General features: G+C 60.2%; 15 protein-coding genes. 6 read left to right on the top strand and 9 right to left on the bottom strand.

What is annotated here, in order from left to right; all coding sequences use genetic code 11:
- Positions 1-12 precede the first annotated feature (12 nt).
- The gene (locus F4Y00_04115; protein ID MYE04139.1) at positions 13-1,254 is read left to right on the top strand and encodes a Gfo/Idh/MocA family oxidoreductase; all 1,242 of its coding nucleotides are present in this window, start codon (positions 13-15) and stop codon (positions 1,252-1,254) included.
- Positions 1,255-1,267: 13 nt separating this feature from the next.
- Here F4Y00_04115 and F4Y00_04110 read toward each other — a convergent pair whose 3' ends face one another.
- The 3 genes from F4Y00_04110 to F4Y00_04100 form a co-directional block, all read right to left on the bottom strand.
- Positions 1,268-2,365: a 2-oxoacid:ferredoxin oxidoreductase subunit beta gene (locus tag F4Y00_04110; GenBank protein MYE04138.1), complete on the bottom strand. Its 1,098-nt coding sequence runs from the start codon at positions 2,363-2,365 to the stop codon at positions 1,268-1,270.
- 229 nt (positions 2,366-2,594) lie between these two features.
- Positions 2,595-4,472: a 2-oxoacid:acceptor oxidoreductase subunit alpha gene (locus F4Y00_04105; GenBank protein MYE04137.1), complete on the bottom strand. Its 1,878-nt coding sequence runs from the start codon at positions 4,470-4,472 to the stop codon at positions 2,595-2,597.
- A 551-nt stretch (positions 4,473-5,023) separates the two neighbouring features.
- Positions 5,024-5,284 (bottom strand): hypothetical protein, encoded by a 261-nt coding sequence (locus tag F4Y00_04100; GenBank protein MYE04136.1) that lies wholly within the window; start codon positions 5,282-5,284, stop codon positions 5,024-5,026.
- Between the two features lie 360 nt (positions 5,285-5,644).
- Here F4Y00_04100 and F4Y00_04095 point away from each other — a divergent pair, with 360 nt between their 5' ends.
- Positions 5,645-6,439, top strand: a complete 795-nt coding sequence (locus tag F4Y00_04095) for a thymidylate synthase (GenBank protein ID MYE04135.1) — start codon at positions 5,645-5,647, stop codon at positions 6,437-6,439.
- 254 nt (positions 6,440-6,693) lie between these two features.
- On the opposite strand, the gene F4Y00_04090 is transcribed toward F4Y00_04095, so the two are convergent.
- The 3 genes from F4Y00_04090 to F4Y00_04080 all read right to left on the bottom strand — a co-directional run bounded on the left by F4Y00_04090 (position 6,694) and on the right by F4Y00_04080 (position 9,728).
- Positions 6,694-7,638 carry a hypothetical protein gene (locus F4Y00_04090; GenBank protein MYE04134.1) on the bottom strand — a complete coding sequence of 315 codons (945 nt, stop codon included), beginning with the start codon at positions 7,636-7,638 and terminating at the stop codon, positions 6,694-6,696.
- A gap of 141 nt (positions 7,639-7,779) precedes the next feature.
- The gene (locus tag F4Y00_04085; GenBank protein MYE04133.1) at positions 7,780-9,363 is read right to left on the bottom strand and encodes a SulP family inorganic anion transporter; all 1,584 of its coding nucleotides are present in this window, start codon (positions 9,361-9,363) and stop codon (positions 7,780-7,782) included.
- A gap of 92 nt (positions 9,364-9,455) precedes the next feature.
- Positions 9,456-9,728: a transposase gene (locus tag F4Y00_04080; GenBank protein ID MYE04132.1), complete on the bottom strand. Its 273-nt coding sequence runs from the start codon at positions 9,726-9,728 to the stop codon at positions 9,456-9,458.
- A 54-nt stretch (positions 9,729-9,782) separates the two neighbouring features.
- Here F4Y00_04080 and F4Y00_04075 point away from each other — a divergent pair, with 54 nt between their 5' ends.
- The 3 genes from F4Y00_04075 to F4Y00_04065 all read left to right on the top strand — a co-directional run bounded on the left by F4Y00_04075 (position 9,783) and on the right by F4Y00_04065 (position 12,244).
- Complete coding sequence (locus F4Y00_04075; GenBank protein ID MYE04131.1) at positions 9,783-10,652, top strand: MBL fold metallo-hydrolase; 870 nt, start codon at positions 9,783-9,785, stop codon at positions 10,650-10,652.
- 67 nt (positions 10,653-10,719) lie between these two features.
- Positions 10,720-11,253 (top strand): dihydrofolate reductase, encoded by a 534-nt coding sequence (locus tag F4Y00_04070; GenBank protein MYE04130.1) that lies wholly within the window; start codon positions 10,720-10,722, stop codon positions 11,251-11,253.
- Positions 11,254-11,368: 115 nt separating this feature from the next.
- Complete coding sequence (locus F4Y00_04065; GenBank protein ID MYE04129.1) at positions 11,369-12,244, top strand: alpha/beta hydrolase; 876 nt, start codon at positions 11,369-11,371, stop codon at positions 12,242-12,244.
- On the opposite strand, the gene ilvD is transcribed toward F4Y00_04065, so the two are convergent.
- Positions 12,245-13,948 carry a dihydroxy-acid dehydratase gene (ilvD, locus tag F4Y00_04060; GenBank protein ID MYE04128.1) on the bottom strand — a complete coding sequence of 568 codons (1,704 nt, stop codon included), beginning with the start codon at positions 13,946-13,948 and terminating at the stop codon, positions 12,245-12,247.
- A 97-nt stretch (positions 13,949-14,045) separates the two neighbouring features.
- Between ilvD and F4Y00_04055 the strand changes: the two genes are divergently transcribed.
- A complete protein-coding gene (locus F4Y00_04055; protein ID MYE04127.1) occupies positions 14,046-14,801 on the top strand; it encodes a flavodoxin family protein in 756 nt (251 codons plus the stop codon).
- Between the two features lie 29 nt (positions 14,802-14,830).
- On the opposite strand, the gene F4Y00_04050 is transcribed toward F4Y00_04055, so the two are convergent.
- The gene (locus F4Y00_04050; protein ID MYE04126.1) at positions 14,831-15,142 is read right to left on the bottom strand and encodes a hypothetical protein; all 312 of its coding nucleotides are present in this window, start codon (positions 15,140-15,142) and stop codon (positions 14,831-14,833) included.
- A 256-nt stretch (positions 15,143-15,398) separates the two neighbouring features.
- A complete protein-coding gene (locus F4Y00_04045; GenBank protein MYE04125.1) occupies positions 15,399-18,515 on the bottom strand; it encodes an efflux RND transporter permease subunit in 3,117 nt (1,038 codons plus the stop codon).
- Positions 18,516-18,549: the final 34 nt, after the last annotated feature.

Genomic DNA, 18,549 nt, shown 5'->3' with positions numbered 1-18,549 from the left:
CGATTTTACGACATGGCTGGACGGCGACTTGGGGTAGGTTTCATTGGCAGCGGTTTCATCACCCGGTTTCATTTATTGTCCTGGCAGGCGGTCCGCGATGCGGACGTACTGGGCATCTGGAGTCCGAACCGCGGCCGTGCGGAAAGCGCGGCGGCCTATGCACGGGAGCTCCGCGTAGGCGAGGCGAAGGCCTACGACTCGATCACCGACATGGTGGCGGATCCGGCTATCGATGCGCTGTGGATATGCGGGCCGAACCACAAGCGCATCGAGAACATGGAGGAGATCGTGGCGGCGATCAAGTCCGGGAAGGGGGAACTGGTGGGTATCGCCTGCGAGAAACCGCTGGGCCGTAACGTGCGGGAGGCGAAGCGCGTCGTCGAGTTGGTCGAGGAAGCGGGCGTGCTGCACGGCTACCTCGAAGATCAATTGTTCGAGCCCGGCCTCGTCCGCGGCCATGAAATCATCTGGCGCCGGGCGGCGGCGATCACGGGCCGTCCCTATCTGGCCCGCGCCGCCGAGGAGCACAGCGGGCCGCATGCCCCCTGGTTCTGGCAGGGAGAAATGCAGGGCGGCGGGGTACTGAACGACATGATGTGTCACAGCGTGGAGGTGGGGCGGTATCTGCTCACGGCTCCGGGCGCTCCGCGCGGCAGCATTCGCCTGAAGAAAGTCTCGGCCCATATCGCCAGCCTGAAGTGGTCGCGCCCGCATTATGTGGAGGACCTGAAAAAACGGTTCGGCTCGGAAGTGGATTATGCGAATCGCCCGTCCGAGGACTTTGCGCGCGCCACGATAGAATACGAGGATGACAAGGGGCGCCCGTTGATTGCGGAAGTGACCACCTCATGGAGTTTCGTCGGGGCGGGGTTGCGCCTCAGTTCGGAACTGCTGGGCCCCGAGTACTCCATGTACCACAACACGCTCGACGCCGGCACGAAGCTGTTCTTCAGCCGGGAAGTGTCCGGCGCTCAGGGCGAAGATCTGGTCGAAAAGCAAAACGCCGAACAAGGGTTGATGCCGGTGGTCGGCAACGAGGCCTCCGAGTACGGCTACGAGAACGAGAATCGCTACTTCGTCCAGCAGTTTCTGGACGGGAAGCAGTCCGACGTGGATTTCCATGCCGGCCTCGAAGTGGTGGAACTCCTCATGACGGCGTACATGAGCGCCGAACTGGAGCGTACCCTACTCTGGAAACCGGAGGGGCTGGAAGATTTCGTGCCTGCCGTGGCGCAGGGGACGTGGAGGCCGTAGAAGCGTCGGAGGTTTAGTCCCCGATCATCCACGTATCTCCCGCATTCAGCAAGGCGCTGAGGTCTCCCTGGCCGCGCTTGCCGGTGATTTCCTCGATTTGTTCTTCCAGGAGTTCCTCGTAGGAAGGGCGATCTTCCCGGAAGAACACCCCGAACGGACGGGGCAGGTCTTCCTGCCAGGACATCCGCGAGACGATGTTCGCCAGTTCGATGCTGCCTTCGTTGTATACAAGGCAGTCGTCCACGGACCATTTCCCCCTGGACAGATCGATCGATTCGAGTTCGAAGCCGTTGAGACGCAAGCCCCGCTGCTCGTTATCGTATACGAGCGGCTTGCCGTGCTCCAGAAAGATCGTGCTGTGCGCCTTGGTGCTCCTTTCCGTGAATTCGAAGAAGGCTCCGTCGTTGAAGATGTTGCAGTTCTGGTAGATTTCGAGGAACGCGGCGCCTCCGTGGCTATGGGCCCGGCGCATTATCGCCTGCATGTGCTTCGGATCGCGGTCCATCGTGCGGGCGACGAACGTCGCGTCCGCGCCGAGGGCAAGCGGCACGGGATAGAACGGATGGTCGACGGAGCCGTACGGCGTGCTCTTCGTAACCTTGCCCTGCTCCGAGGTGGGGCTGTATTGCCCCTTCGTCAGGCCGTATATCTGGTTATTGAACAGCAGGATTTGCACGTTTACGTTGCGGCGCAGCAGGTGGATCAGATGGTTTCCTCCTATGGAGAGCGCGTCGCCGTCTCCTGTGACGATCCACACGTCCAGGTCGGGGCGGCTCGCCTTGAGCCCCGTGGCGATGGCCGGGGCGCGTCCGTGAATGGAATGCAGCCCGTAGGTGTTCATGTAGTACGGAAAGCGGCTTGAACAACCGATTCCGCTGACGAAGACCGTTTTTTCCTTTGGCACGCCCAATTCGGGCATGAGCCGCTGCATGGTGGCGAGGATCGCGTAATCTCCGCATCCCGGGCACCAACGCACATCCTGATCGGTTGCAAAATCCTTCCTGGTCAGGGTGATGGGTGCTCCGTCACCCCCTGCGCCTGCCGGAAGAGCCGCTTTTTTCCCTGCCGGAGGGCCGGTAGGCTTGCGGCCGGGAGCGCCCGCAGGTTTCATTCCGCCGGGAGGCATGGTCGGCTTCTTTCCTCCCGGGGGAAGCGACGGTTTTTTGCCCGTTGCCGGGAGCGTGGGCTTCTTGCCTTTGGCGGGCATGGCCGGCTTCTTTCCTGACGGCGCGCGCGTTGGCTTTTTCCCGGCAGGAGGAACGTGGTCGGATTTTCCGTTGGTGTCGTTCATGACGGACAGGGAGCAGCACTGCTCCCGTACGGATTGCGGTAGTGCGGTCTTATGCGGCGGATAGTCCGAGGATGTCGCAGATCTTTTCTTCGATCTCGCGCGCCTTGAAAGGCATCCCCTGGATTTTCTTGAGCGGGGCGATGGGCAGCAGGAACTGATCGCGCAACAGCCGGATCAACTGGCCGTTGTTCAGTTCAGGCGCCAGCACATGCTCGTACCGGCTGAGTATTTTGCCCAGATCGTTCGGCAGCGGCACAATGTGCCGAAGATGCGTTGCGCCGACCCGGAGGCCGCGCGCTACGCAGGCGTCCACGGCGGTCTCGATCGCGCCCTGCGTCGATCCCCAGCCGACGACCAGCAGATCCCCTTCCTGTTCGCCGAACACCTCCAGCGGTGGAATGTCCTGCGCGACGCGCTGCACCTTTTCGGCGCGCAGTTTCACCATGAATTCGTGGTTCTCCGGTTCGTACGAGACATTGCCCGTTTCATGCTCTTTTTCCAGCCCGCCGAGGCGGTGTTCGAGCCCCGCCGTTCCCGGTTTGGCCCAAGGGCGCGCCAGGGTCTTCTTGTCGCGCACATAGGGCAGGAAAACGTCTTCGCCGTCCACGGTCCTATTCGGCGCCGAGGCGAAAGACGGCTCGAAATTCTCCAGATCGTCCACGTTCGGAATAAGCCAGGGTTCAGAGCCCGTGCCCAGATAGCCGTCCGAGAGAAGGATGACCGGGGTCATGTATTTGACGGCAATGCGGCATGCCTCGAACGCGGCATAGAAACAGTCGCCCGGCGTTCCCGGAGCGATGATCGGCAAGGGCGCTTCGCCGTTGCGTCCGAAGATGGCCTGCAACAGATCGGCCTGTTCGGTTTTCGTAGGGAGGCCGGTGGAGGGGCCGCCCCGCTGCATGTTCACGATGACCAGCGGCAATTCCGCCATGACGGCCAAGGCGATCGTTTCGCTCTTGAGCGCCAGACCCGGCCCGCTCGTCGCCGTAATGCCGAGGTTGCCTCCGAAACTCGCGCCGAGCGCGGCGCCCGCCGCGGCAATTTCGTCCTCGGCCTGGAACGTCTTCACTCCGAAGTTCTTGTGGCGGCTCAGTTCGTGCAGAATTTCCGATGCGGGCGTGATCGGATACGATCCGTAGAAAATGGGCAGACCGCACTTGCGGCTTGCCGCGATCAGTCCCAAAGCCAGCGCTTCCGTACCGATGATCGCCCGGTACTTGCCTGACTTGAGTCTGGCCGGACGCACTTCATAGCGAACCGCGAATTCCTCTACCGTTTCCCCGTAGTGGCTCCCTTTTTTCAGCACCCGCTGGTTTGCCTCCAGAATCTCTGGCTTGCGGGCGAATTTTTTGTTCAGCCATTCGAGCGCCGGCTTGATCGGCATGGAATACATCCACAGGGCGAGGCCGAGCGCAAACATATTCTTGCACCGGTCCATCGTCTTTTTGTCGAGGCCGGTATCGCTCAGCGTTTCGTGTGTCAGGGTCGTCAGCGGAATCCGGACCACATGGAACGCCTTCAGCGAGTCGTCCTCCAGTGGATTCTGACTGTATCCCGCCAGATCGAGGTCCCTCTTTCCGAAGGAGTCCACATTGACGATCAGCGTACCGCCCTTGCGTACGCGGTCCACGCTCACCTTGAGCGCCGCCGGGTTCATAGCCACCAGCACATCCACCTCGTCGCCCGGCGTACGCACGTTTACGGACCCGAAGTGCAGTTGGAAACCGCTGACCCCGTAGGTCGTGCCCGCCGGGGCGCGAATCTCCGCAGGGAAATCCGGCAGCGTCGCCAGATCATTTCGGGCGTACGCACTGGCCAGCGTAAACTGACCGCCGGTCAGCTGCATTCCATCGCCGGAGTCGCCCGCGAAAAGAATAGTGGCTTCAGGGATTTCCTGGACAGTTTTTTCCTGCGTCTTGACTCCCATGGTGCAGGCGTCTTTGCGAGGGATTTCCGGGGGAGGGTGCAACCTGATTACGGGCGGGATCGAATCGAGTCGATGGACGCGCTCCAGGATAGCGTCAGCTCGGGGAAGGCCAGTTGCGGTTGCGGATCAGACAGCATAAAAAACGTGCAACGCCGGAGGAGGCGGCAGGTTCAATGCGACGGACCAAAACCGTCAAAAAGCAGACCGGGGCCAGTGCTTGGCGGCGTTGCGGGGCTGTTCGGGCAATAACGTATAGCCGCTATGCGGTACGGGTTCGGAAGCGGCTTGATATAAAAGGTACGCCGGGAAACGGATAAAGTCGATTCTTTCGGAAAAAAATGTTACCGCAATGTTTCCTGACCTCTTTGGAGAGGATATCCGTTTTCCGAAGCCGGTGCAGTGCCTGTGGATCGAACTTTGTGCGGGAAGCTGTGCCGGAAGTGTTTTTAGGGGAATTTTAAAATCCGTTATTGCACAAACAATTTCGGCGATGTGCGCCCACACGGAAAAAGGGGTTGAACCGGTATCGGGATTTTCGGTGAAGTTCCCGATCAGATCATCTCCACGTCAATCAGATAATCCTCCGTGTCGAGCTGGATAGTGCGGTACTCGTTCGTAATGCGGTATTTTTTGATCCTGTCCGGGATCATCTCCGCAGGCGTATCCATCCTGAACAGCGCATCGGCGACCACATGCCAGTCTTCCGGGGTCAGATGCACCGTCGCCTGATCTCCCTCGGCGACGAACGGGGCGTAATCCAGCACCTTGTTCAGGTGATTAATGGCCTGTTTCTGATGCAGGTTGGGATCCATGGCGTTCTCCGTCAAGGCGATTTTCAGGGTTCCCTTGTCAATACCTGCCTTCGTTACCGGTTCCCCGGTATGCCTGCTCAGTCGTTTCCGATGGCTGTTTTTAAGAGTATGCATTCTACAAAAATCGAACGATTGTGGATAAATATTGCCGCCAATGCGCGGTGGATTTCATAACTTCCACACCAGATCCCGATATCCTCTCAATACGGCTTGCAGACCGGGCTCATGCCGTGTCGCGGGGCGATACCAGGTGGGTTATCGGGCCTGCAAACGAGAATGTCTTGCGGATTTTCGTTGCCCGGATTCCGCACCCCACCCGGCATACAAAAGCCAGCCTTCAACCTGGTCCATCCTTCCCCGATGCGCCAGTACCTCGATTATCTCCAGCACATTCTGGATCACGGCGTTCGAAAGGACGATCGTACGGGCACGGGCACGATCAGCACTTTCGGGTACCAGATGCGCTTCGATCTGGCGGAAGGATTTCCCCTGCTGACTACCAAAAAACTGCACCTCCGCAGTATTTTTCACGAGTTGTTCTGGTTTCTGAACGGGGATACGAACATCCGTTACCTGAACGAGCACGGCGTTACGATCTGGGACGAGTGGGCTGACGAGGACGGGGACCTCGGTCCCGTGTACGGGAAACAGTGGCGCCGCTGGGAAGGGGACAACGGAAGCATCCACGACCAGATTGACACAGTGCTGCGCGGCCTGCGCGAGAATCCCGATTCCCGCCGCCACATCGTCAGCGCCTGGAAGGTGGACGAACTGAAGCAGATGGCCCTGCCGCCCTGTCACGCGCTTTTCCAGTTCTACGTGGCGCAGGGGCGGTTATCCTGCCAACTCTACCAGCGGAGCGTGGACAGTTTTCTGGGTTTGCCGTTCAACATCGCGTCCTATGCGATCCTGACGCACATGTTCGCGGAACAGTGCGATCTGAGGCCGGGGGAATTTATATGGACCGGCGGGGATTGCCACATTTACCTGAACCACCTGAATCAGGTGCAGGAGCAGCTCCAGCGCGAACCGGGGGCGCTGCCGCGTCTCGTCATCCGCCGCAAACCGCCTTCCATCTACGAGTACGAATACGAGGATTTCGAGATCGTGGATTACTATCCCCATGCGCACATCCGCGCCCCGATTGCGGTGTGAGGGGGGTATGAATACAAACCACACGCCACACCGCTGACAGGTGTCGTGTTTCCTTAATATTCCCTGCGGACGTCGGGGCTGCCTCATCTTGGTCGTTGGCCGGGCCCCCATAATCCGTTTTTGCCCCTTTTGAGTAATTTCTACTCCTTTTTGGAGTAGTTTTTACTCAGAACGGTGGATTGCGGATGCACTTAATCCCCTTGCATCCTTATGCAATTCGAGCTTGGCCCGGGAGAAAACGAAACCCCACCCCGCTATGGCATCGCGCACGATCCGAGCGGCGACGCCAGACCGGCCGAGCAGAAATTGGCCGTGGCGCGGGAGGCGATCCATTCCGTGACCAGATGGTGCGGGAGCAGCCCGTCGGCAGGTACGTACTCCAGCCCGTCAAGCACATCGCCGTAGGGGCCGAATCCGGATATGCGGTACGGGATCACTACGACATGGTCCCGGCGTTCCGCCATTTCCGCCACCGTGGCCCTGATGTGCCGTTCCGCTTCGGCTCTCGGTTCAGCCCAGTCTTCTCTGAGGGCCGCCACATGCACTTCCCCGTAGCCTGCGGACCGGAGCGCCTCCGCCGCATCCTGCATGGCACCGAGCACCCGGTTATTATCGTCTTCGGACCCCATGCCGTGTGCGATGAGCATTACCCCGGTGTCTTCCGGGCTGGATGTGTTCTCGTTTGCCCGGGCCAGCAGGATACGGGACGCTTCGCTGGAGCCCATCATCCCCTGGCGATCCAGCAGGATGCGACTGTCCGTCTTGAGAGGTTTGAGATGGGAGCCGTCCATCAGGTGGTGCCCCATGATCGCCTGTTCCGGCGGATCGGACCGCAGCCCGAACAGAAATTCGGTCTGATGCAGGAAGGAATCACCCGAAATAAACAGCCGCACCACCGCTACCGTACTTGCGCCGTGATTACGGAGCGAGTCCAGCGAGGCTTGCAGCGTTTCAGGATTCGCCATGCCGAACGCCAGGGATACAGGCAAGCGGTCGCGGAGTCCGGCGATGGACGCGTCCACCTGTTTGTTCCAGTCCGCGCCGCCGCCGTGCGCCATGATCAGCACCCCGAGACTATCCCCGGTCGGCTCCGCCGCCTGTTCGTGAGAGAGAGGTGTTGTTTGTGTCCAGCCGCTAACCATCCAGAGTATGGCGATGGCGGTGCATACAGTCCAGGCACGTTCTGATTTCCGCATCATAAATATTGTTGGCAGGTTGCTTATTTAAATTGAGTCTAAATATAAATATATGACGTGTACAGGTCTGCCCTGAAATGTGAATGTGTTGTTAAGACATGGAGGTGCATGAACATATACGCCAACTAATCTGCACGGCGCCGTTCATCTTTGCTCGATGGGCTTCGTTCCATCGGCGCCGCACTCGTGGAGGAGATGCTTGGACAACCGCTTCGCTTCATCAAGGCTATCCACGAAATATCCGGCGGGGACACGGCGAAAAACCTTGAGAGATCGCAGCGTCCTGGCCACGTCGCCAGACAAGCCCAACACAACGCAGGCGGTGTCGTCGTCGATGGCGTTTTGGACGAGTTCCTCGATCGCGAGCGCAGCGCTATCGTCTACGCCGGTGGTCCCGGAAAAATCAAGGATGATGATATCGTGATCCTCGATGTCCGCAGCAATCGCTCTGGTCAGTTCGTGTGCGGAAGCGATCGAGAAACTTCCCCTCAACCTGATGAGACCGACCGGTAGATTATAGGGATCGATATCTTCCGGAGACGGAAAAAAATCGAGGTCCAGAAGTGGCACCGAAACCACGCTTTCCAGTTCGCTCTGCGCCAAGTCTCTCGAGCGCACCACGCCCGCCACGATCAACCCGAGCGCCACGGCGGTAACCAGATCGACGAACACGGTAACAAGGAAGGTAAGGAGCATTACAAGAACGTACTCGGGCCGGATCGCCCGCAGGCGGATGATGAAACGCCAATCAATAATGTCCCAGCCGATTTTTATAAGAATGCCGGCCAGAACGGCAAGCGGAATCGGTTCGGCAATCCAGCCGAAGCCGAGCAGCAGGCCGAGCAGGAGGAGTGCGGCCAGGGCGCCTGCCAGCGGGCTGCGCCCCCCGGCCCGGATGTTGGTGACGGTGCCCATAGTGGCGCCCGCCCCCGGCAACGCGCCCAGAATACCGGCCGCCAGATTACCGAGGCCTTGTCCCACGAGTTCACGGTTGGGGTTGTGGCGGGTGCGGGTTTGCGAATCCGCTACCAACGAGGTCAGCAGGCTGTCGATGGAACCGAGAAGCGCAAGGATCAGCGCCGGTTCCACGAAGCCCCCGATCAAGCCCCACTCCAACTGCGGCATCTGGAATGCGGGCAGGCCCGCAGGAATCACGCCGATGGTTCGCGCCTCGGTGAGCCAGAAAAACGCGACGCAAGTGCCGAGTATCAAGGCGGCCAAGGCGGGAGGCAGGAAGCGTCGTATCCGGCGGGGCCAGAAGACGCAAGTAGCCAAGGCGGTCAACCCGACAGCAAGATCGTGCGGATTGGGTTTGGCGATGGCATCCGGCCAGGCCGCAATCTGGGCAAGCGGCCCTCCCGGAACCGGCTCGGCGCCGAGGATGGTCAGAACCTGCAGGACTATGATGATTGCACCGATCCCGGTCATGAAGCCGGAAATCACGGAGTAGGGAGTGTAACTCACAAAGCTGCCGATCCGGAGGAAACCGAGGGAGATCTGTAGCAGGCCGGCCAGCATGACTATGGTGAAGGCAATTGCCAGATCGTCCGCATACAGGGTGACAACCGCCGCCATAGCAACAGTCATCGGGCCGGTGGGGCCGGAGATTTGCGAAGGCGTGCCGCCGAACACGGCGGCAAAGAATCCCACTGCGACGGCGCCGTAGATTCCAGCAACCGGCCCCAGCCCCGAGGCAACACCAAAGGCCAAGGCCATCGGAAGCATCACAATCGCGGAGGTGACACTGCCGAATACGTCCCCTGTAAAAGTGGACCCAACCGACGCAAAAGAGAGATTTCCCTCTTTTTTTCCGAACAATTTCAAGCTGCCTCCTTTTTCGGTAATTTCCCATCCAAACCGTAATAAACTTCATCCGGTGTTCGGTTGTCAAGGCCTTGGTGCGGGCGTTCTTCGTCGAAGCAGCCCAGGTAGTCGGCGATTTCCTTCCGGGCTTTGGCCACCGTCTTATGGGCGCGTCGGTAGACTTCTTCCTGCTTGAGGCTGTGCCGGAGGCGCTCGCCGAATTTTCCGTTCCCAATGTCCCCGGAACCCCTCCTCCTGTTCTCCCGTAGCCACCCAAAGGCTCTTTTCACCGAGGTCGTGAGGGCCTTTCCCCCACTGCATTGCCCACCGCATGAGGACCTGCCATGACCCGATCACTGATCTTTGCGATGTTGTTTTCGGCCCTACCCGTCATGCTGCCCGTCGCCGCCCAGGACCTTGCAGTTTCTCCGGTCGCCGGATCGATCCACATGATCAATGGTCAGGGCGGCAATATCGGCGTCTCCGTCGGGGCGGACGGCTTCCTGATGGTCGACGACAAATTCGCCCCGCTGGCCGACCAGATTCGCGCCCGACTCGAGGGTCTGGGCGAGGGCGAACTCAAATTTCTCCTCAACACCCATTTTCACGGGGACCACACCGGCGGCAACGAGGTGTTCGGCGTCGAAACCCCGATCATCGCCCACCACAATGTCCGTACCCGGCTGATGACCGAGCAGCGCCGCGGCGATCGGGTCACTCCACCGGCGCCGCCCGCGGCCTGGCCGGTGATCACCTTCGACGATGCGATCTCCATCCACTTCAACGGCGAGGAAGTCAAGGTGCTGCACATTCCCCATGCCCACACCGACGGGGACGCGCTCATTTTCTTCACGGGTTCCAATGTCGTCCACATGGGGGACACCTTCTTCAACCAGCGCTTTCCCTTCGTCGATATCGACAGCGGCGGTGCCGTCGAAGGGGTCATTGCGGCGGGCCGCGCGGTATTGGCGCACGCCGACGACGAGACCCGGATCATTCCGGGCCATGGCCCTGTCGCCTCGCCGTCCGACCTCGAAACCTATCTGCGCATGATCGAGGAAACCCGGGCCGCTGTCGCTGCGGGGATCGAAGCGGGTCACAGCCTTGAGGAGTTGCAGGCGGCGGGCACGGGCGACGAATGGGCTTCGTGGGGCGACGGTTTTATCTCCACCGAGCGCTGGATCGCCACGCTGCACCGCGATCTGACCGAATAGGCTGACCGAATGGATCAGCCCGGCTTGCTTCTCCCAAAGAACCGCGACCTCATCCCTCTCCGCAATCATGACCGATAAGCGCCGCGCCGGAGCAGAGATCGTACTCATTGCCGCCGTGGCGGAGACGAACCGGGTCATCGGTCGGGAGAACCGGCTACCCTGGCATCTTTCCGAAGATCTGAAACGGTTCAAACGGTTGACATCGGGCCATCCCATGATCATGGGCCGGCGCACGTTCGAGTCGCTTGTAAACGAGTTCGGCGGGCCGCTGCCCAACCGACGTTTGCTGATCGTCACATCCCAAGGCAAGCTCAAGGGATATCCCGACATTGAGACCTTCCCCGATCCCGAGGCTGCCCTGACCGCTGCGCAGGAAGCGCCGTGCGTCTTCATCGGCGGTGGCGCGACCATCTACGAACACTTTCTCGAACGTGCGGATCGGTGGGAATTAACCATCGTGGAAGGGAATTATCAGGGAGACACTTATTTCCCACGATACGAACACCTGATCGGAACCGTGTTCAGGAAGACCGGGGAAGATCGCCGCGACGGGTTTCGTTTCGTGACCTGTGAACGGATAGGCGCTACGGATCGGTTTTAGAGAACTATCCCTGGCATAAGCGCCGCGTTTGCGGGCGCCGGGGCACGATTTTCTTTCATAATCAGGGTATATCGCAATGCATGGTTATCGGCGAACGCTTTTCTGTGCGCTCCGCATGTTCTGTGCGCTGCTTCTTGTCCTGCTGACCGGCTCATGGGCAAGGCAGTCCGGCATGGCGCAGGACGCCATACCGTTGTGGCCTGAGGGAGCACCCGGGGCTGTGGGTGAAGAAGCGGAAGACATCCCCACGCTTACGATCTACCTTCCCGAAACGTCCGCTGCGAACGGGGCGGCGGTGGTCGTATGCCCCGGCGGCGGATACGCCCATCTCGCGATGGATCATGAAGGCAGGCAGGTTGCCGAATGGCTCAACGAACGCGGCGTCGCGGCCTTTGTCCTGAAGTACCGCCTCGGGCCGCGCTACGGTCATCCGTCTCCGCTCATGGATGCGCAGCGGGCGATTCGGTACGTCCGGGCGCACGCCGGCGAACTCGGCGTTGATCCGTCGCGCATAGGCATCTGGGGTTTCTCTGCGGGCGGGCATCTCGCGGCTACGACCTCCACGCATATTACGCCGGGCGTATCCGATGCGGCGGATCCCCTCGAACGCCATTCCTCCCGGCCGGACTTTTCGATCCTTGCGTATCCGGTCATTACCATGACGGATCCCCACACGCACCAGGGGTCCCGCCTTCATCTGCTGGGGGAAGATTACGATTCCGACTTGGCGGACCGGCTTTCGAACGAGAAACAGGTAACCGCCGATACGCCGCCGGCTTTTCTGTTCCATACGGATGACGACGGACCGGTCCCCGCGGACAACAGCGTGGCGTATTACCTTGCACTGCGCGCGGTGGGCGTTCCTGCGGAATTGCACATCTATCGATCCGGTCCCCACGGCGTAGGCCTGGCACCCGACGATCCGGTGCTTTCTACCTGGCCCGATCGTCTTGAGGACTGGATGCGGGTCCAGGGGTTACTCGGAGAGTGATTACTCGTCCGTCACGCAGCCGAGGCTGGCGGGCTGAACACACTTGATGTACTTGTAGAGGGTGCCGCGCGCAGCCTTGAAAGCGGGCGCGGACCAGTTTTCTTTCCTGCGCGTCAGTTCTTCCTTGCTGACATCCATGTCGATGGTGCGCTGCTCGGCGTCGATGGTCACGATGTCGCCGTCCTGCACGAAGGCGATGGGGCCGCCTTCCTGGGCTTCGGGGCATACATGCCCGATGATGAATCCGTGCGATCCTCCGCTGAAACGCCCGTCGGTCATCAGCGCCACATCCTTGCCGAGGCCGGCGCCCATGATGGCGGACGTGGGGGTGAGCATTTCCGGCATGCCGGGGCCGCCTTTGGGCCCTTCGTACCGGATGATGACGATGTCACCCTTTTGGATCCGGCCCGCCTTCAGCCCATCCAGCATGTCCTCCTCAGCATCGAACACCCGGGCCGGGCCCTTGAAATACGTGCCTTCCTTGCCGGTTATCTTGGCTACGGCTCCTTCCGGCGCCAGATTTCCGTAGAGAATCGTCAGGTGTCCGGTTTTCTTCAGGGGTTTTTCGAGGGAATGCACGATATCCTGTCCCTCGGCGAGGCCCGGCAGGGGTTCGAGGTTCTCCGCAAGCGTTTTGCCGGTCACCGTCATGCAGGAGCCGTCGAGATAGCCTTCCTTGAGCAGGTACTTCATGACGGCGGGCGTCCCCCCGATCTCATGCAGGTCCGCCATCACGTACTGGCCACTCGGCTTCAGGTCCGCGAGATACGGCACGCGGTCGCTGACCCGCTGAAAATCGTCCATGGACAAGTCAACCTCCGAAGCCCGGGCCATCGCAATGAGATGCAGCACGGCATTCGTCGAGCCGCCCAGTGCCATCACGACCACCATGGCGTTCTCGAAAGCCTGCCGCGTCATGATGTCGCGGGGTTTGAGATTCTGCCGGAGCAACTCGCCCACGGCCTCGCCCGCCCGGCGGCATTCGTCCATTTTCTCGTCGTATACGGCGGGCGTGGAGGAAGAATAGGGAAGCGACATCCCCAGCGCCTCGATGGCGCAGCCCATCGTGTTCGCCGTGTACATGCCCCCGCACGCGCCCGCGCCGGGGCACGAGTGCCGGACGATGGTTTTGCGTTCCTCGTCGGTGATGGCGCCGGCAAGGTATTCGCCGTAGGACTGCGCGGCGGAGATGATGTCCCGCTTTTGCTCTCCGCCCCGCAGATACGTGCGCCCGGGCAGGATCGTGCCGCCGTAGACTACAATGCCCGGCCGGTTCAGCCGGCCCAGCGCCATGATGCAGCCGGGCATGTTTTTGTCGCAACCCGGAATGGCCACGACGGCGTCGTACCACTGGGCCCGCACCACGGTCTCGATCGAATCGGCGATGAGGTCGCGGGACTGGAGCGAGAAGCTCATGCCATCGGTGCCCATGCTGATGCCGTCGGAGACCCCGATCGTGTTGAACCGCAGGCCCACCAGACCGGATGCAGCGACTGCCTCGCGCACCTGCGCAGCCAGCTTGTCGAGGTGCATGTTGCAGGGATTGCCCTCCCACCAGTTGGACACGATGCCGACCTGCGGCTTGTTCATGTCCTCTTCCGTAAGCCCGGTCGCGTACAGCATGGCCTGCGAGATCCCTCGTGTAAGAGGCTGTGTGATCAGGCGGCTGTATCGATTCATTTCGCGGGATGATGGATCGGGCATGGTCGGGAGTGCAGAGTTGTGGGACAGGGTATGGAACGCGGCGTTTCGGTAAACGGTTGACGACCGGGACGGATCCACTCGACATTCCCGTACCGCCATGCCCGATCACACGCTATCCCCCACGCAGGAAGCGCTTTGCGCCTCGTACGACGGGGATGTTTCGGACCTTCGCGCACTCTTTCTGAATTGCACGTTGAAGCCGTCTCCCGAACGGTCCCACACGCAGGGACTGATGGATGTGTCTATCGCCATCATGGAGAAGAACGGGATCGCGGTGGAGTCGCTGCGCCCGGTGGATTATCATCTTGCGTTCGGAGTCTATCCCGACATGACCGAGCACGGGGCGGACCGGGACGACTGGCCCATGTTGTACGAGAAGGTGCGCGCAGCGGACATCCTCGTGATCGGCTCGCCCATCTGGCTGGGCGAAAAATCATCCGTATGCACGCAGGTCATCGAGCGGCTCTATTCCTGCTCGGCGCTGCTTAACGATGCGGGCCAGTATGCCTACTATGGCAAGACGGGAGGCTGCCTCATTACAGGAAACGAGGATGGCGTGAAGCACTGTTCCATGAGCATTCTGTACGCCTTGCAGCACGTGGGCTATACGATTCCGCCGCAGGCCGATGCAGGATGGATTGGAGAGGCGGGGCCGGGGCCATCCTACCTTGACGAGGGGTCCGGCGGCCCGGAAAACGAGTTCACCCAGCGCAACACCACGTTCATGACGTGGAATCTGATACATTTCGCCCGGATGCTCAAGGACGCCGGCGGCGTTCCGGCGCATGGAAATCAGCGCGCCGCCTGGGATGCCGGGTGCCGGTTCGACCATGCGAACCCGGAGCACAGGTAGGGGTTGGGAGGTATTGACCTCCTTGCCGCTCAGGCGCTCTCCTCATCTTCCCCCTCCTTCAACTGCCCCCGGATTTTCTTCAGGGTGGAGAACACTCCGAAGATGACCATACCGGCGACGAAGAAGTACACCCAGATGGGGATGTCGCGTCCGACGACGACCAGATACAGGTAGGCCGATACGAAGAAGAACGAGGCGGACAATACGGGGGCCACGATCGACCGGCGGCGGCGCAGGTTCCGAACGAGCCAGGCGATGGAGACCGTAAAGAAGGGAATGGCGCCCACGTAAATCGATCCGAAGATGATCGGATTCACGTTGTAGCGCTCCCCAAGCCCCATAAACCAATCGACGAATGCTTCCACAGAGGTTACGGAAATGGTCTGAAAAAACCGGACAATCCCTTACGTGTACCGCTGCGTTTGGTTCATGCGCTATGAAGCCCGGACGGTGAACAACGCATTCCGGAGATTCGCTACCCGGCGGGTAGTGAATTAGGGCAGCAAAAGATTCTCTCCCCAATGAGTATAGAATTGGGCAGGAGCGGAATACCCGCTGGGGCTGGTCGGGGGCGATGCCCCGACCAGTCCCGTCGCCTCAGCGATTCGCCTGCCTTTTCAATGCCCGGCTTTTCCATAGATAGTAAATAACCGGGATGACGACCAGCGTCAGGATCGTCGACGAAACCATTCCCCCGACCATCGGCGCCGCGATGCGTTTCATTACCTGGGAGCCCGTACCGTGCCCCCATAAAATGGGCAACAGGCCGGCCATGATGGCCATGACGGTCATCATTTTGGGCCGCACGCGATCAACGGCGCCCACAATGATCGCTTCGTACAGATCCTTCAGCGAGGTCATTTGTCCCCGCGAAAGTCTGTCCTTATATGCCTGATCGAGATAGATCAGCATGATCACGCCTGTTTCCGCGGCGACGCCGGCCAGGGCAATGAAGCCGACCCCAACGGCTACGCTGAGGTTGTAGTCGAACAGATACAATAGCCAGATCCCGCCGACGAGCGAAAACGGCAGCGACAACATCACGATAAGGCTCTCGGTAATGTTCTTGAAGTTCAGATAGAGCAGCAGGAAGATGATGATTAGCGTCAGCGGAATAACGATCTGCAGGCGCTGCCGGGCCCGTTCCATGTATTCGTACTGCCCGCTCCAGACCATGCTGTATCCCTCCGGCAGGTCTACCTGCTCATGCACGGCAGCACGGGCGTTCTTTACGTAGGTGCCTACATCGATGTCGCGGATGTCCACATAAACCCAGGAGGTCGTGCGCGCATTTTCGCTCTTGATGACCGGCGGCCCGTTGACGATACTGAAATCGGCCACATAACTCAGCGGAATCTGCGCCTCCGTAGGGGTAGGGATCAGCACCCGCCTGAGCGCCGGCAGGTTATCGCGCAGTTCGCGGCTGTATCGGACGTTGACCGGATAGCGCTCAAGCCCCTCGACCGTCCGGGTGACATTCATTCCGCCGATGGCCGACATGATCACATCCTGCACATCGCCCACGGTCAGGCCGTACCGGGCAGCTTCTTCGCGGTTTATCCGATAGTCGATAAAGTTGCCGCCGACCGCCTTGTCCGGGAAGGCGCTCAACGTGCCGGGCACCGTCTGCACAATGGCTGCAACGCGTTGTCCCAGGTCGGAAAGGATATTCAGGTCAGGCCCCATCAGTTTGATGCCCACCGGCGTCTTGATGCCCGTCGAGAGCATATCGATGCGCGTTTTGATGGGCATGGTCCAGGCGTTGGTGAGGCCCGGAAAGTCGATAGCGGCATCGAGTTCCCGGACGAGTTGGTCCATCGTCATGTCTTCTCGCCATTCATCCTCCGGCTTCAGGGTGATCGTGGTTTCTATCATGGACAATGGCGCCGGGTCCGTCGCCGTTTCGGCGCGGCCCACCTTGCCGAACGCATGGTCTACCTCGGGGAAGCTCTTGATGATCTTGTCCGTTTGCTGAAGCAGTTCCCTGGCCTTGGTAATGCTGATACCCGGATCGGTGGTGGGCATGTAGAGCAGATCCCCCTCGTTCAAAGGCGGCATGAATTCGGAACCCAGTTTGCCGAGGGGATAGGCCGTGGCTCCCAGCACCACCAGCGCCGCCGCAATGGTGATCCATTTGAACCGGAGCACGGCGTGAATCACCGGGCGGTATATGGCGATCAGAAAGCGATTGACAGGGTTCTTTTTCTCCGGCAGGATATTGCCGCGTATGAAGTAGCCCATCAGCACCGGCACCACCGTAATGGCCAGAAGCGCCGAGGCCGCCATGGCGTAGGTTTTCGTGAAAGCCAGCGGCTTGAAGAGCCTGCCTTCCTGCGCCTGGAGCGTGAATACGGGCAGAAAGGAGAGCGTGATAATCAGCAGCGAATAAAACAACGCCGGCCCGACCTCTTTGGACGCATCGATTATGATGCGCCAGCGGTCTTTTTTCCCGAGGTCGCGCTCCATGTGTTTATGGGCGTTCTCGATCATCACGATCGCCGCGTCGACCATCGCGCCGATGGCGATGGCGATACCGCTGAGCGACATGATGTTGGCATTGAGACCCTGGTAATACATTACCAGAAACGCGATCAGAATTCCCATCGGAAGGGTGAAGATCGCTACGAAGGCGCTGCGGAAATGCAGCAGGAACAGGATGGTCACCAGCGCCACGATGAGGCTCTCTTCGAGAAGCTTCCCTTTCAGATTGTCGATAGCGCGCTCGATGAGGCTGCTGCGGTCATAGACGGTCTGAATGGTTATTCCTTCCGGCAGTCCCGTCTTCAGTTCCTCCAGTTTCGCCTTGACGGCGTCGATCGTCTTGAGGGCGTTTTCGCCATAGCGCATCACGACGATCCCGCCGACGGTTTCGCCTTCTCCATCCAGATCCACCAGGCCGCGGCGCAACTCGGGCCCCAGATGCACATGGGCGATGTTCCGGATCAGAATGGGCGTGCCATTCTCGTCCACCCCGACGGGTGTGTTCTCTATGTCCTCGACGGATTGGATATAGCCTAGCCCCCGTACCATAAACTCGGTCTCGCCCATCTCGACCAGTCTGCCGCCCACATCGTTGTTACTGCGTTGCAGGGCCGTGCGCACTTTCGACAGGGGGATGTTGTAAGCCAGCAGTTTGTTGGGATCGACCTCGACCTGATACTGCTTGACGTAGCCGCCGATGGAAGCCACTTCGGCCACCCCCGGCACGCTCATCAGTTCGTAGCGCAGAAACCAGTCCTGTATCGAGCGCAGTTGCTGAAGGTCGTACCGGTCTCCGCCGTCGAGCACATATTCGAAGGCCCAGCCGACGCCCGTGGCGTCCGGCCCCAGCGTGGGCGTCACGCCGCCGGGAAGCCGATTGGCGACATAGTTGAGATACTCCAGGACCCGGCTGCGGGCCCAGTACATGTCGGTGCCGTCTTCGAAGATGATGTAGACGAACGAGTAGCCGAAGAACGAATAACCGCGCACGGCTTTCGCAAAGGGTACCCCCAACATGGCTGTCGTGAGCGGATACGTTACCTGGTCTTCGACGACCTGCGGAGCCTGTCCCGGATATTCGGTGAAGACGATCACCTGCACATCGCTCAGGTCGGGGATGGCGTCTACGGGCGTGCGGAACATCGCCCAGGCGCCGGCCAGTCCGATCAGGAGGGTGAAGATGATCACCAGCAGGCGGTTATTGACCGAGGCCTCTATGATCTTTTCCAACATGATTTTCTCTGTAAACGGTCGGGGAATGCCCTAA

It is taken from the genome of Bacteroidetes bacterium SB0662_bin_6 (assembly GCA_009839485.1).
Classification (GTDB): domain Bacteria; phylum Bacteroidota; class Rhodothermia; order Rhodothermales; family VXPQ01; genus VXPQ01.
The sequence above is the reverse complement of the archived record's forward strand: the minus strand, read 5'-3'. Positions and strand labels throughout refer to the sequence as shown.